The following is a 12,961-nucleotide window of genomic DNA, read 5'->3' as shown; positions in this document are numbered from 1 at the left end:
GTCCTCGCTGGTGTCACCACCATGAACGACGGCGCTGACACTCCGTCGATCCGGCGCTGACGTTACGGCGACAGGCGCTGACACGCTGCTGATTTTGCTGGTGGCGGAACCGGGCGCCGCCGTCGCCGGGCTTCGGCGACGGCGGCGGCTGGGAGGTTCAGGCGAGGTTGGACGAGCGAGGGTACGCGTCGGCCGGGTCGGTGAGCACGTTCACCAGGTACGGCACCCCGGCGTCGAAGGCGCGCTGCAACGCCGGTCCGAGATCGGCGGCCTTCGCCACCGTCTCGCCGGCCCCACCGAGCGCGCTCACCACGTGGTCGTAGCGCAGCTCCGGCTGCAGGTCAGCGGCCACGTCGTAGCCGTACATGGAACGCATCGGATGCTTCTCCAACCCCCAGATGCCGTTGTTGCCCACCACGATCACCACCGGCAGCTTCTGGCGGGCCAGCGACTCCACGTCCATCAGCGAGAAGCCGGCCGCGCCGTCGCCCATCAGCACACAGATCTGCCGGTCCGGGTGGCTGACCCGGGCCCCCATCGCGTAACCCATGCCGGTGCCGAGGCAGCCGTACGGGCCGGGGTCGAGCCAGGTGCCGGGCTGCGCCGGCTCGAGGTAACGCCCGGCGTACGAGACGAAGTCACCGCCGTCGCCGATGGTGATCGCGTCGCGGGCCAGGACCTTGCGCAGCTCGCCGTAGATCCGAGCCGGCCGGATCGGGTCGGTCTCGGCGGCCATCTCCTCGGCGTCGCGGGCCTTGGCGGCGTCCTCGGCGGCGCGCAGGTCGGCGAGCCAACCGGTGTGGTCGGCCCGGTCGCCGCTGTGGTCGGCCAGCGCGGAGAGGATCAGCCGCAGGTCTCCGGCAGGGGCGGCGGCCGGCTGCACGTGCCCGGCGCGCTGGCTGGGCGCGTCGACGATGTGCACCACCTTGGCGTCGCCGAAGTCGCCGAAGCTGAGCCGGAAGTCCAGCGGGGTGCCGACCACCACGACCACGTCGGCGCCGGAGAGGGCGGCCCGCCGGGCCTTGGCGAAGGCGAGCGGGTGCTCCGGCGGGAGCGAGCCACGGCCCATGCCGTTGGTGAAGACCGGCACCTGCAGCGCCTCGGCCGCCTCGCGCAGCGCGGCCACCGCGTCGCCCGCGTACACGTCCGAGCCGGCGATGATCACCGGCCGCTCGGCGCCGGCGATCAGGCTCGCCGCCCGGGAGACCTCGTCCGGGTCGGGCTCGACCGGGGCGATCCCGGGCATCGTCGGCAGTGCCGCGTCGGAGACGGAGAATACGGTCTCCAGCGGGAAGTCGAGGAAGACCGGGCCACGGTGCGGAGTCAGCGCGGCGGTCAGCGCCGCGCTCACCGCGCGTGGAATGTCGTCAGTGCTGAACACGGTCTCGGCGTGCTTCGTGACCGGGGCGACCAGCGGCAGGTGGTCCATCTCCTGCAGGCTGCCCGAGCCCCACCGGAACGCGGGTGCCCGGCCCCCGAGCACCAGCACCGGGGAGGCGTTGAAGAAGGCGCTGGTCAGGCCGGAGATCCCGTTGGTGACACCCGGACCGGCGGTGAGCACGGCGAGCCCGGGGCGGCGCTGGAGCTTCGCCACCGCCTCGGCCGCGAACACCGCGGACTGCTCGTGCCGGACGTCGTAGATCGGGAAGTCGCTCTTGTGCGCGGCGTCGTAGAGCGGGAAGACGTGCCCGCCGGAGAGGGTGAACATCTCCCGTACGCCGTAGGCGCGTAGTGCCGCGAGGGCCAGCTCGCCGCCGTGACCCTCGATCCGCTCCGTCATCGCTGCTCCCCTTCGTCGCCCGACCGGAGTCACACGCTACTGGCCGGTAGGAAGAATGTGAACACTCTTCGGGTCGGTCGGGCGGGTCCTCGCCCGACCGTACGGTCAGCGGCCGGTGAAGTCCGGCTTGCGCTTCTCGACGAAGGCCGCCATGCCCTCGCGCCGGTCGTCGGTGGCGAAGAGCGCGGCGAAGAGCTGACTCTCCCAGGCCAGGCCGGAGTTCAGGTCCATGTCCAGGCCGCCGTCGACCGCGAGCTTCGCCGCGCGCAGCGCCTGAGCCGGCCCCGAGAGGTACGGGCGGAGCAGCTCGACCGCGGTCGAGTAGACCTCGGCGGCCGGGGCGACCCGGTCGGCCAGGCCGATCCGCAGCGCCTCCTGGGCGTCGACCATCCGGCCGGACATGATGAGATCCTTGGCGCGGGCCGGGCCGACCAGCCGGGCCAGCCGCTGGGTGCCGCCGGCGCCGGGGATGATGCCCAGCTTGATCTCCGGCTGGCCGAGCTTCGCGTCCTCGGCCACCACCCGCCAGTCACAGGCCAGCGCCAGCTCGCAGCCGCCACCGAGGGCGTACCCGGTGATCGCGGCGACCACCGGCTTGGGAATCCGGGCGATCGCGCCGAGCGCGCTGGACAGGTCGGCGGCCCGCTCCGCCATGTCCACGTAGGACATGTCGGCCATCTCCTTGATGTCCGCGCCCGCGGCGAAGACCTTCTCGCCGCCGTACACGATCACGGCGCGGACCTCGGGGTCGGCGGTGGCAGCCGTCGCGGCGGCCCGCAACTCCTCCTGGACCTGGGTGTTGAGCGCGTTCATCGGCGGGCGCTCCAGCCGGATGGTGCCGATACCGTCCTTGGTCTCCAGCCGCACGAACTCGCTCACGCTGCCCTCACTTCCTCGTCGAAGTCGCGTGCCAACCTTACGGCCCGGCTCGTTTGGGTACGTAGTCTGGTATCAGGCCCGGGCCCGGGAGGCCAACGATGATCACCTACTACGACGACAGATCGGTGCAGGTCACCTCCACCGCCGTCCGGGTGGACGGCCGGACGTTCCCGCTGCGCGAACTCAACATGGTCTGGCACCGCCGGGGCAGCCGCTCCTGGCGGGTGCTCGCCGGGCGGGGCGCGATCGGCGCTGCCCTGGCCGGCCCGCTGGTGGCCGCCGCGTTCGGAGTCGCGTTGGCGCTCTGGCTGGACAGCTCGGTCACCGTCACCACCGCGATCATCGGCGCCTCGGTGCTGGTCGGGCTCGCCGTCGGCCCACTCGCCGACTTCCTCTTCGAACACCTGGACCGGTCCTACACCCGGGGCAGCCGGCAGTTGGAGATCTGGGCGCGCTGGCGCGGCCAGCCGGTCCGCCTGCTCTGCACCAGCGACGCGCTGCGGTTCGGCCAGATCTACCGGGCGGTGCAGCGGGCGATGGAACACGGGCAACCCGTGCGGGCGGGCCGCGCCGCCCGTCCGTCGCCGGGCCCGACCGCGGCGCGCGCCCGCGACCGGCGCGGTTAGAACCTGATCGGCTCGTCGGGCAGCAGGCCGAGGCCGCGCAGCAGGCCGTAGAGATCCTGCTCGCCCCAGAACTGCACGATCAGCCCGCCGGCCAGCCGGTACATCTTGCAGGCGCTCTGCACCGCTGTCGCACCGGTGGCGTCCCGCCGGTAGGTCTGCGCCAGCACCACGGTGACCCGGTCGCCGGCCGGAAAGATCTCGAGGATCTGCTGGTCGAGCACGGTCAGCCCGGGCGACGAGACGGCCTGCTCCACGAAGTGCCGCCCGTGCACCGCGCTGCCGGAGCCGTAGATCAGCACATCCTCCGCGACCACCGCGCGCAGCTCGGCCAGGTCCTTGCTGACGAAGGTCCGCAGGTAGCGGCGGACCACCTCCACGTTGCGCTCCAGCTCCGTCACCCGGGCGACGCTACCGGCCGCACAGCGAAGGCTGCCGAACTGCGAAGGCTGCCGAACTGCGGAGCCGGCCGCACAGCGGAGTCTGCCGCACAACGAAGGCCGCGCCACAACGACGGCTGCCGCACAACGGAGGCTGTCGCACAACGGAGGCTGTCGCACAACGGAGGCTGTCGAACTGCTCCAGATATGAACATCGGAGCACAGCGCCCGCCCCGGCGGTTCAGATATGGAGCAGTTCGACAGCGTCGCGGACAAGGCGCCGGCACCGACGGCGCGGTTTGTCGGGGCGTGCTTAAGCTGAGTGATGACGGTCTATTACCGGGACGACGTGGTGCAGGTGACCTCCGAGTCGATCCGGGTGGGCGGGCATCTGGTGGCGCTCGCCGACGTGACGTACGTCTGGCACGCCCGGGGGCGGGCGACCCTCGGTGTGCGCGGCCGGGTGCTCGGCCGCGGCGTCCTGGTCCTGTTGCTGTCGCTGCCGCCGCTGGTGGCGCTGGTCTGCGTCGTCTCGCTGGCCTGGTCGGCGCAGGATCGCGGCGAGTGGCGACTCGCGCTGGTCATCCTGGTCGCCTGCGTGGTCGGCGCGCTCGCCCTGACCCCGTTCCTGGAGCTGCCGCTGGGTTGGCTGGACCGCTCCTACGAGCGCGGCAACCAGGTGCACGAGCTCTGGGTGCAGCACCACGGCCGGGAGGAACTGCTGCTGCGGATCCCGGACGCGTTGCGGTTCGGGCAGATCTACCGGGCGGTGCAGCGCGCTGTCGAGCAGCACACCGACCGGCGCTGAGCGGCGCGCGCCCGGGGCCCGTCACCTCGACGCCGCGGGGTGCGGCGACCCGGCCGACAGGCGGTGCGAGCGTCGGCGACGCACACTGGGTGCCATGGCGATTCCCCTCCCCCGGCCGGCCGCCGTCGTCGGTCTCACCCGTTCCGCCGTCGACCAGGCCCTCGGCACGGCCGCCTCGTTCGCGGCCGTGCCCGCCCGCGCGTTCGCGGTGCTGGACGACGTGGAGGCGTTGCTGGCGCGGATCAACGCGGTGGTGGACCGGATCGAGCAGACCCTGGACCGGACTGACCGGATGCTCACCGACGCCGAGAAGGCCGTGCGCGAGGTCGAGGTGATCAGCGCCGCCGCGACCACCGCGATCGAGACCGCCACCGAGGTCGCGACCGCCGCGGCGGTGGTGGTCGGCGAGGCGGAGCAGGTGTCCCGGCGGGCCGGCACGGTGGTCGCCGAGGCGGATTCGGTGGCCGGTCGGGCGGCGGTCACGGTCGGCACCGCGACGGAGGCCGCGGCCACCGCCGCCGAGCTGCTGACGGCGTACGAGCCGGCGCTTCGCCGGGCGGCGCCGATGGCGGCCCGCTTCGTCGAGCAGCTCAGTCACGAGGAGGTGACCGCGGCGATCCGGCTCATCGACGAGCTGCCGAAGCTGCGCGAGCACCTCACCGCCGACGTCCTGCCGATCCTGGCCACCCTGGACCGGGTCGGCCCCGATCTGCACGACCTGCTCGACGTCACCCGTGACCTGAAGCTCGCCGTCGCCGGCATTCCCGGGCTTGGCATGCTGCGCCGGCGGGGCGAGAAGCTCTCCGACGAGGACGCCGAGCAGAGGGGCTCTGTCAGCAGTCGCAGCTGATCGTCGACCGGGGCGCGGTCAGCTCGTCGACCGGGCGGCGGGTTAGCCCGCTCCCGGTCACCACCGGCAGCCCTTCGCGCACCCAGTACTCGTAGCCGCCGAGCATTTCCTTGACCCGGTGGCCGAGCTGGGCGAACTCCAGGGCCGCCCGGGTGGCGCCGTTGCAACCCGGACCCCAGCAGTAGGTGACCACGGCCGAACCCGGTGGCACCAGCTCGGCCGCCCGGGTGGCGATCTCGGCGGTCGGCAGGTGCACCGCGCCCGGCAGATGGCCTTGCGCCCAGGCGGCGGCGCCCCGGGAGTCGACCACCACCAGGCCGGGCACTGCGGCGTTCAGGTCGGCGTGCACGTCGCTGACGTCGGTCTCGAAGCTGAGCCGTGCGCGGAAGTGGGCGGCGGCGGACGCGGGGTCGGCGGCCGCGACGGCGAAGGTGTTCGTCATGAATCGATCCTGCGCGCCGCCGCCGGCCGGGAGGAGTGGCGGGAACGACGTCCTGCGCTAACATCCCGCCATGCTCCAGTCGATCGCCGCGCCTCGGCCGCGTTCGCGGCCCGGCGCCCGCGCGGCGGTCGAACGGACCGTCGCGGTGCTCGCGTACCCGGGGATGTCGGTCTTCGAGACCGGCATCGTCACCGAGGTCTTCGGGCTGCCCCGGCCCGAGTTCGACGTCGACTGGTACGACCTCACGGTCTGCGCGGAGCGGCCCGGCCCGGTGCCGGTGGTGGGCGGCGCGAGCCTGCACACCCCGTACGGCCTGGACGTGCTGGCCGCCGCGCGGACGGTGATCGTTCCGGGGGTGCCGGATGTGACCGCGGAACCGTCGCCGGAGCTGGTCACCGCGCTGCGGCGGGCGCACCGGCGCGGCGCCCGGATCATGTCCATCTGCTCGGGCGCGTTCGCTCTGGCCGGCGCCGGCCTGCTCGACGGCCGGCGGGCCACCACCCACTGGCAGTACGCGGAGCTGCTGGCCCGCCGGTATCCCCGCGTCGAGGTGGACCCGGACGTGCTCTATCTCGACGACGGTGACCTGCTCACCAGTGCCGGCAGCGCGGCAGGCCTGGACCTGTGCGTGCACCTGGTCCGGCGCGACCACGGCGCGGCCATCGCCAACGCGGTCGCCCGTCGGCTGGTGATCCCGCCGCACCGCGACGGCGGGCAGGCCCAGTTCGTCGAGGCGCCGGTGCCCGCCGACCCGGACGACGACCGGATCGCCGGCAGCATCGCCTGGGCGCTGGCCCGCCTCGCCGAGCCGCTGACCGTGGCCCGGCTGGCCGGGCAGGCACACATGTCGACCCGCACCTACCTGCGGCACTTCGCCCGGGCCACCGGGACCAGCCCGATCCGGTGGCTGATCGGCCAGCGGGTGCGGGCCAGCCTGACCCTGCTGGAGACGACCGACGTGCCGATCGAGGAGATCGCCGGCACGGTGGGCTTCGACTCTCCGGTCACCTACCGGCACCACTTCGGTCGGGCCATGCGCACCTCGCCGTCGGCGTACCGGCGGGCGTTCCGTACCGGCTCGGCGGCCGGGCGTCAGTTCGGGGCGTAGAGCCGGGCCGCCGCCTGTTGGGGTCGGCGGGATGCGGGGGCGGCGCGGCCTCAGGCGGCGCGGGCGGTGTACCGGTCGCCGGAGCGCTCGACCACCAGCGGCAGGCCGAAGGTCTTGGAGAGGTTGTCGCCGGTGAGGGTGTCCCGGAGCAGCCCCTGGGCCACCACGGCCCCCTCGCGCAGCAGCAGCGCGTGGGTGAAGCCGGGCGGGATCTCCTCGACGTGGTGGGTGACCAGCACCAGCGCCGGAGCGTCCGGGTCGTGGGCCAGCTCGGCCAGTCGGGCGACCAGGTCCTCGCGCCCGCCCAGGTCGAGCCCGGCCGCCGGCTCGTCGAGCAGCAGCAGCTCCGGGTCGGTCATCAGGGCCCGGGCGATCTGCACCCGCTTGCGCTCCCCCTCGGAGAGGGTGCCGTACCGGCGGTCGGCGAGCCCGCCGATGCCGAGCTGCCCGAGCAACGCGCGGGCGCGGGCCTCGTCCGAGCGGTCGTAGCTCTCCCGCCAACGGCCCACCACCGACCACGCGGCGGTGACCACCACGTCGGCGACCCGCTCCTCGGCCGGCACCCGCTCGGCCAGCGCGGCCGTGGAGAGCCCGATGCGGGTACGCAGCTCGTTGACGTCCGTCCGGCCGATCCGCTCACCGAGCACGTGCGCGGTGCCGGTGGTCGGGTGCAGCCGGCCGGCGGCGAGGTTGAGCAGGGTCGTCTTGCCGGCCCCGTTCGGCCCGAGCACCACCCAGCGCTCGTCCAGCTCGACCCGCCAGTGCATGTCGTGCAGCAGCGCGGTGCCGGAGCGGCGTACGCCGACACCGTCGAGGCTGACCACCAGATCCGCGTCCACGGGGGTGGCGGCGGGGGCGGCGCCGGCGGCGCCGGGGATCAGGTCACCAGTCACCCGCCCATCCAACCACGCAGCGCGTCGGTGCCCCCCACGGGCGGCACGCCCGCCTTAGGGTGGGGCGCCGTGTCGTTGGTCACCACACCCGGAGGACGGTCCATGCCCGGTCCGAGCAGGGAGCCGCGCGGATGAGCGCGGTCATCGAGATCGAGGGTCTGCGCAAGACCTTCCACAGTGTGCGGCACGGCCGCCGGGTCGCGGTCGACGGCTTCGACCTGCTGGTCGAGGCCGGCCAGGTGCACGGTTTCCTCGGCCCGAACGGGTCGGGCAAGACCACCACCCTGCGTGCGCTGCTCGGGCTGGTCCGTCCGGACAGCGGGCGGATGAGCGTGCTCGGCGCCCCGTCGCCCGCACAGCTGCCCCAGGTCGCCGGCCGGGTCGGGGCGATCGTGGAGAGCCCGCAGTTCTTCGGCAACTTCACCGGCCACCGCACCCTGCGTCTGCTCGCCCGGGCCGGCGGCGTGCCGGTGGGCCGGGTGGACGAGGTGCTGGAGCAGGTTGGCCTGCTCGAACGGGGCGGCGATCGGGTGAAGGGCTACTCGCTCGGCATGAAGCAGCGGCTGGCCGTCGCGTCGGCGCTGCTCAAGGATCCGGAGCTGCTCATCCTCGACGAGCCGGCGAATGGGTTGGACCCGGCCGGTATCCGGGAGATGCGGGACCTGATGCGGTCACTGGCCGCGGCCGGGGTGACCGTGCTGGTCTCCAGCCACATCCTCGGCGAGATCCAGCTGATCTGCGATCACGTCACGATCATCTCCCAGGGTCGTCGGGTGGCGGCGGGTCGGGTGGACGAGGTGCTCGCCGGCTTCGACCAGCACGAGTTCCTGGTCCGGGTGGCCGAGCCGGAGCGGGCGGCGGAGCTGCTGCGCGAGGCTGGGCTGCCGGTCGCCGCGCACCCCGAGCATCTGGTGGTCGGCCAGGTCACCGACCCGAGCGTGCTCAGCCGGGTGCTCGGCGAGCAGGGTCTCTGGGTGACCGAGCTGACTCCGCTGCGGCCCGACCTGGAGAGCGTCTTCCTGGAGTTGACCGGCGAGGGCTCGCATCTGGCGCTGCCCCGCCAGGTCGACGGTTCGGCGCTGCCCGACGCGGCGCCGCCGGCGGACGGGCTGATCGACCTGGACGCCGAGGCCGGCGCGGGCAGAGGAGGCAACGCGTGAACCTGGTCCGTGCCGAGCTGGAGCGGCTGGGCGCCCGCCGCTTCGTGCAGCTGATGATGGTCCTGCTGGTGCTGGCGTTCGGCGTCACCGCGGCGACCACCCTGGCCGGGTCGCACCGGCCCACCGCGAGCGAACTCTCCGAGGCCCGCAGCCAGGCCGCCCAGGCCCGGCAGCAACTGGAACTCAGCTACCAGCGCTGCGTGGACCAGGTGAACGGCACCCTGGCGCCCGGCGTGGAGCGCGAGTACTTCCCGGAGAACTGCAGCGAACTCGACCCGGGGCGGATGGAGCGGTTGCCGGTGGCGACCGACTTCCTCACCGGGGTCTTCACCTTCGACCAGCAGGCCCGGCCGCTGCTCTACTTCCTGATCGCCTTCCTGGTGCTGTTCGGGTTCCTGGTCGGCGCCTCCTACATCGGCGCGGACCTCAACTCGGGCGGGGTGGTCAACCTGCTGCTCTGGCGGCCTCGCCGGTTGACGGTGCTCGGCGCGAAGCTGGGCACGCTGCTCGGTGCGGTGCTGGTGCTGTCGCTGCTCGCCTCGGCGGCCTATCTCGCCACGTTCTGGGTCATCGGGCAGACGGCCGGGTTGCCGGGCCGGCTGGACGGCGAGTTCTGGCGGGGGCTCGGCGCGATCCACGGTCGCGGCATGGTGCTGGTGCTGCTCGCCAGCACGCTCGGCTTCGCGCTCGCCACGCTGGGCCGGCACACCTCCGCCGCGCTCGGCGCGGCCGCGGCGTACGCGGTGGTCTGGGAACTCGGCGCGCGGCTGGTGCTGGAGATCGTCGACGCGGCCCGCCCGGACCAGCTCATGCTCTCCAGCCACATCGGTGCCTGGCTCAGCGGCGAGGCCCGGTTCTGGGACGCCCGGGCCTGCCTCAACAGCGGCACCGGTTTCTGCGACGGTTCGTACACCTTGACCTGGGCCCCGGCCCTGGCCGTGCTGCTCGGGTTGACGGCGGTGCTGGCGGTGGCGGCGTTCACCACGTTCCGCCGCCGAGACCTGATCTGAGCTGCGGCGAAGCCCGGCCCGGGCGCGGCGGCGACACCTTGCAGCGCCCGGGCCGATGGTGAAGAATTCCTTCGCATGACGGATCGCGACGCGACGCCACCCGCAGGGGTGGGGTCGGCGCTCGGGTCCGGCTGGCGGGGGCGCGCCGGGTGGGCCGGGGCCGAGTTCTTCCGGTCCCCCCGGAGCGGGTCAGCCGACGGTGGAGCCGAAGACCTCGTCGCGGACGGCGTTCAGGGCCGTGCGCAGCGCACCCCGCAGGATCGGCTCCTCGGTCAACCCGGTCGGCACCACCCGGGGCCGGACCAGCGTGATCGCCGCGACCTCTCGCTGCACCCGCTCGGCCAGCGCCGCGCCGCCCGCCTGGCCCACCTCGCCGGCGAGCACCACCAGCGGCGGGTCGAGCACCACGCAGGTGCTCGCCACGCCGAGCGCCAACCGGCGGGCCACCTCGTCCAGCATCGGGCCGCCGGTGGCGCCGGCCTCGACCGCCGCCCGTACCGCGTCGGCGGTGTCCCGCTCGCGGAAGCCGTGCTCGCGGGCCACGGAGCGGACCGCGTCCGCACCGGCCAGCTGCTGGAACGCCGGCTTGGCCCGGCGGGAGACGTCGCGCGGGATGGGAGCGCCGGGCACCGGCAGGTAGCCGATCTCGCCTGCCGCGCCGCTGCTGCCGTGATGCAGCCGCCCGCCGAGCATGATCGCCAGACCGACGCCCGCGCCGACCCAGACCAGCACGAAGTCGGACACCCCCTGGGCCGCGCCGGACTGCGCCTCGGCGACCGCGGCGAGGTTCACGTCGTTCTCGAAGACCACCGGGGTGTGCAGGTCCTCGCGCAGCGCGGCGAGCAGGCCGCTGTGCCAGCGCGGCAGGTTGAAGGCGAAGGTGATGTCGCCGGTGCCCGGGTCGACCAGGCCCGGCGTGCCGAGCACGATCCGCCGCACGCTGGACAGCTGCGCCTGAGCGCTGCTCGCCGCCTGGACGACCGCGTTGTGCACGACGCCCACCGGGTCGTCGGTGTCCCGGGTCGACTGCTCCACCCGACCGATCACCGCGCCGGTGATGTCCGCGCAGGCGGCCACCACCCGGTCCGGGCCGACGTCCACCCCGACGACGTGCGCGCTGCCCGGTCGTACGGCGTAGAGCTGGGCGTTCGGCCCCCGACCGCCGGCCTGCTCACCGACCCGGGTGACCAGGCCGCGCTCCTCCAGCCGCTCGACGAGCTGCGAGGCGGTCACCTTGGAGAGCCCAGTCAGCTCGCCGAGCCGGGCCCGGGTCAGCGGCCCCCGCTCGAGCAGCAGTTCGAGCGCTGCTCGGTCGTTGAGCGCCCGCAACAGGCGGGGGGTGCCGGGCAGCCGGGTCGCACTCATGCCACGTCCTCTAGATTTAGTAAACTTTGCTAACTGTAAACCTACCTGCGAACGGGTAGCCGTAGCGTATCGGCCACCCGGACCGGCAGTACTCGGACGACCCGGCAGCGCTGCGCGACCGGGACGGCCGAGACCGGGTACGACATCCGTGCCGATTCGGCACACCGAAAGGGGAGATCACGTGGGGCTGGATCCAGGACTGCGCCGGCTCGCGCTGGGCACGCTGCTGGCCGCGTACCCGGGGCCGGTGCCGCCGGACTGGGCGGTCGACCTGGTCGCCGAGGGTCTCGCCGGGCACACCCTGTTCGGCACCAACGTGCACGATCCGGCGCAGGTGGCGGCGAGCACCGCCGCGCTGCGGGTCGGCCGGGCCGACGTGCTGATCGCCATCGACGAGGAGGGCGGCGACGTCACCCGGTTGGCGCACGCCACCGGCAGCCCCTACCCCGGCAACGCCGCGCTCGGCGCGATCGGCGACGTGGCGCTCACCCGCCGGGTCTACGAGGCGATCGGCACCGAGCTGGCCGGGCTCGGCATCACGGTGAACCTCGCCCCGACGGTCGACGTGAACACCGCCGACGAGAACCCGGTGATCGGCACCCGCTCCTTCGGCGCGGACCCGGTCCGGGTCGCCGCGCACTCCGCCGCCGCGGTCGCCGGGCTCCAGGCGAGCGGCGTCGCGGCCTGCGCCAAGCACTTCCCCGGGCACGGCGCCACGATCGCCGACTCACACCACGAACTGCCCACCGTGGACGTTCCGCTCGACGTGCTGCGCCGACGGGATCTGCCGCCGTTCGCCGCCGTGGTCGCGGCCGGCGCCCAGGCCGTGATGACCGCGCACATCCGGGTGCCGGCGCTGACCGGTACCGGCCCGGCCACCTTCAGCCGGGCGGTCCTGGTCGACCTGCTCCGCACCGAGTACGGCTTCACCGGCGCGGTGATCACCGACGCGCTGGAGATGAAGGGCGCCTCCGTCGCCGCCGGCGGCGTCGGGCCGGCCGCCGTCAGGGCCCTCGCCGCCGGCGCGGACCTGCTCTGCATCGGCGCCGCGGTCGACGCCGAGCTGGTGGAGCACGTCGCCGCCGAGATCGCGGGCGCGCTCGGCGACGGGCGGCTGGACTCCGCCCGCGTCGAGGAGGCGGCCGGGCGCGCCGCCACGCTCGCCGCCTGGACCCGGGCCGCCCGCCGCGAGCCGACCGGCGGCGGCACCGACCTCGGGTACGCGGCGGCGCGGCGCGCCGTGAAGATCGACGGCGTGCTCACCGAGCTGAACCGGCCGCTGGTGGTTCAGCTGCACGCCGCCTCGACCATGGCCGAGGGCCGGGTGCCCTGGGGGCTCGGCCCGCACCTGGCCGACGCGGAGGAGATCCGGGTGGTGGCCGCCGAGACCGACCCGGCGAGCCTGCGCCAGCGCGCCGGGGACCGGCCGATCGTGCTGGTCGGCCGGCACCTGCACCGGCTGCCCGGCGGCCCGGAGCTGGTCGCGGCGCTGGCCGCCGAGCACCCGGTGACGGTCGTGGAGATGGGCTGGCCGGCACGGTGGCGTCCGGCGGGCGTCCGCGCCTTCGTCACCACGTACGGGGCGAGCCACGCCAACGGCCGCGCCGCCGCCGAGGCGCTCGGCCTGGCCGGCTGAGCGCTCACCGACCACACCCCACGGGTC

Annotated in this window: 13 protein-coding genes; 7 read left to right on the top strand and 6 right to left on the bottom strand. The window is 74.0% G+C overall.

Features of this window, described 5'->3' with window-relative positions; all coding sequences use genetic code 11:
- Positions 1 to 157: 157 nt before the first annotated feature.
- Together ACIBBA_RS08525 and ACIBBA_RS08520 are read right to left on the bottom strand one after the other, a co-directional pair.
- The gene (locus ACIBBA_RS08525; protein ID WP_396695077.1) at positions 158 to 1,780 is read right to left on the bottom strand and encodes an acetolactate synthase; all 1,623 of its coding nucleotides are present in this window, start codon (positions 1,778 to 1,780) and stop codon (positions 158 to 160) included.
- Positions 1,781 to 1,885: 105 nt separating this feature from the next.
- Positions 1,886 to 2,659, bottom strand: coding sequence for an enoyl-CoA hydratase/isomerase family protein (locus tag ACIBBA_RS08520; protein WP_396695075.1), 774 nt, complete (start codon positions 2,657 to 2,659; stop codon positions 1,886 to 1,888).
- 98 nt (positions 2,660 to 2,757) lie between these two features.
- On the opposite strand from ACIBBA_RS08520, the gene ACIBBA_RS08515 reads away from it, so the two are divergent.
- A complete protein-coding gene (locus tag ACIBBA_RS08515) occupies positions 2,758 to 3,285 on the top strand; it encodes a DUF6232 family protein (RefSeq protein ID WP_396695074.1) in 528 nt (175 codons plus the stop codon).
- Here the strand turns inward: ACIBBA_RS08515 and ACIBBA_RS08510 are convergent.
- The gene (locus ACIBBA_RS08510) at positions 3,282 to 3,683 is read right to left on the bottom strand and encodes a nuclear transport factor 2 family protein (protein ID WP_396695072.1); all 402 of its coding nucleotides are present in this window, start codon (positions 3,681 to 3,683) and stop codon (positions 3,282 to 3,284) included. The genes ACIBBA_RS08515 and ACIBBA_RS08510 overlap by 4 nt on opposite strands.
- Before the next feature lie 304 nt (positions 3,684 to 3,987).
- On the opposite strand from ACIBBA_RS08510, the gene ACIBBA_RS08505 reads away from it, so the two are divergent.
- Together ACIBBA_RS08505 and ACIBBA_RS08500 are read left to right on the top strand one after the other, a co-directional pair.
- Positions 3,988 to 4,470 (top strand): DUF6232 family protein, encoded by a 483-nt coding sequence (locus ACIBBA_RS08505; protein ID WP_396695070.1) that lies wholly within the window; start codon positions 3,988 to 3,990, stop codon positions 4,468 to 4,470.
- A gap of 94 nt (positions 4,471 to 4,564) precedes the next feature.
- Entirely contained in the window at positions 4,565 to 5,320 is a 756-nt protein-coding gene (locus ACIBBA_RS08500; protein ID WP_396695067.1) for a hypothetical protein, read from the top strand.
- Here ACIBBA_RS08500 and ACIBBA_RS08495 read toward each other — a convergent pair.
- A complete protein-coding gene (locus ACIBBA_RS08495; protein ID WP_396695065.1) occupies positions 5,304 to 5,762 on the bottom strand; it encodes a rhodanese-like domain-containing protein in 459 nt (152 codons plus the stop codon). The two genes, ACIBBA_RS08500 and ACIBBA_RS08495, sit on opposite strands and share 17 nt — an antisense overlap.
- A 70-nt stretch (positions 5,763 to 5,832) precedes the next feature.
- Between ACIBBA_RS08495 and ftrA the strand changes: the two genes are divergently transcribed.
- Positions 5,833 to 6,870, top strand: a complete 1,038-nt coding sequence (gene ftrA, locus ACIBBA_RS08490) for a transcriptional regulator FtrA (RefSeq protein ID WP_396695063.1) — start codon at positions 5,833 to 5,835, stop codon at positions 6,868 to 6,870.
- Between the two features lie 50 nt (positions 6,871 to 6,920).
- Here the strand turns inward: ftrA and ACIBBA_RS08485 are convergent, their stop codons facing one another.
- Entirely contained in the window at positions 6,921 to 7,763 is an 843-nt protein-coding gene (locus ACIBBA_RS08485; protein ID WP_396695061.1) for an ABC transporter ATP-binding protein, read from the bottom strand.
- Positions 7,764 to 7,894: 131 nt separating this feature from the next.
- Here ACIBBA_RS08485 and ACIBBA_RS08480 point away from each other — a divergent pair, with 131 nt between their 5' ends.
- Both ACIBBA_RS08480 and ACIBBA_RS08475 read left to right on the top strand, forming a co-directional pair.
- A complete protein-coding gene (locus ACIBBA_RS08480; protein ID WP_396695059.1) occupies positions 7,895 to 8,923 on the top strand; it encodes an ABC transporter ATP-binding protein in 1,029 nt (342 codons plus the stop codon).
- Positions 8,920 to 9,933 (top strand): ABC transporter permease subunit, encoded by a 1,014-nt coding sequence (locus ACIBBA_RS08475; protein ID WP_396695057.1) that lies wholly within the window; start codon positions 8,920 to 8,922, stop codon positions 9,931 to 9,933. Before ACIBBA_RS08480 ends, ACIBBA_RS08475 begins: the two co-directional genes overlap by 4 nt.
- Before the next feature lie 189 nt (positions 9,934 to 10,122).
- Here the strand turns inward: ACIBBA_RS08475 and ACIBBA_RS08470 are convergent, their stop codons facing one another.
- Positions 10,123 to 11,298, bottom strand: coding sequence for an ROK family protein (locus tag ACIBBA_RS08470; protein ID WP_396695055.1), 1,176 nt, complete (start codon positions 11,296 to 11,298; stop codon positions 10,123 to 10,125).
- A 181-nt stretch (positions 11,299 to 11,479) separates the two neighbouring features.
- Here ACIBBA_RS08470 and ACIBBA_RS08465 point away from each other — a divergent pair, with 181 nt between their 5' ends.
- Positions 11,480 to 12,934 (top strand): glycoside hydrolase family 3 N-terminal domain-containing protein, encoded by a 1,455-nt coding sequence (locus tag ACIBBA_RS08465; protein WP_396695053.1) that lies wholly within the window; start codon positions 11,480 to 11,482, stop codon positions 12,932 to 12,934.
- Positions 12,935 to 12,961: the final 27 nt, after the last annotated feature.

Origin of the sequence: Micromonospora sp. NPDC051006 (assembly GCF_044456245.1) — a bacterium.
Taxonomy (GTDB): Bacteria; Actinomycetota; Actinomycetes; order Mycobacteriales; family Micromonosporaceae; genus Micromonospora.
This window is presented reverse-complemented; position numbering and strand designations above follow the sequence as displayed.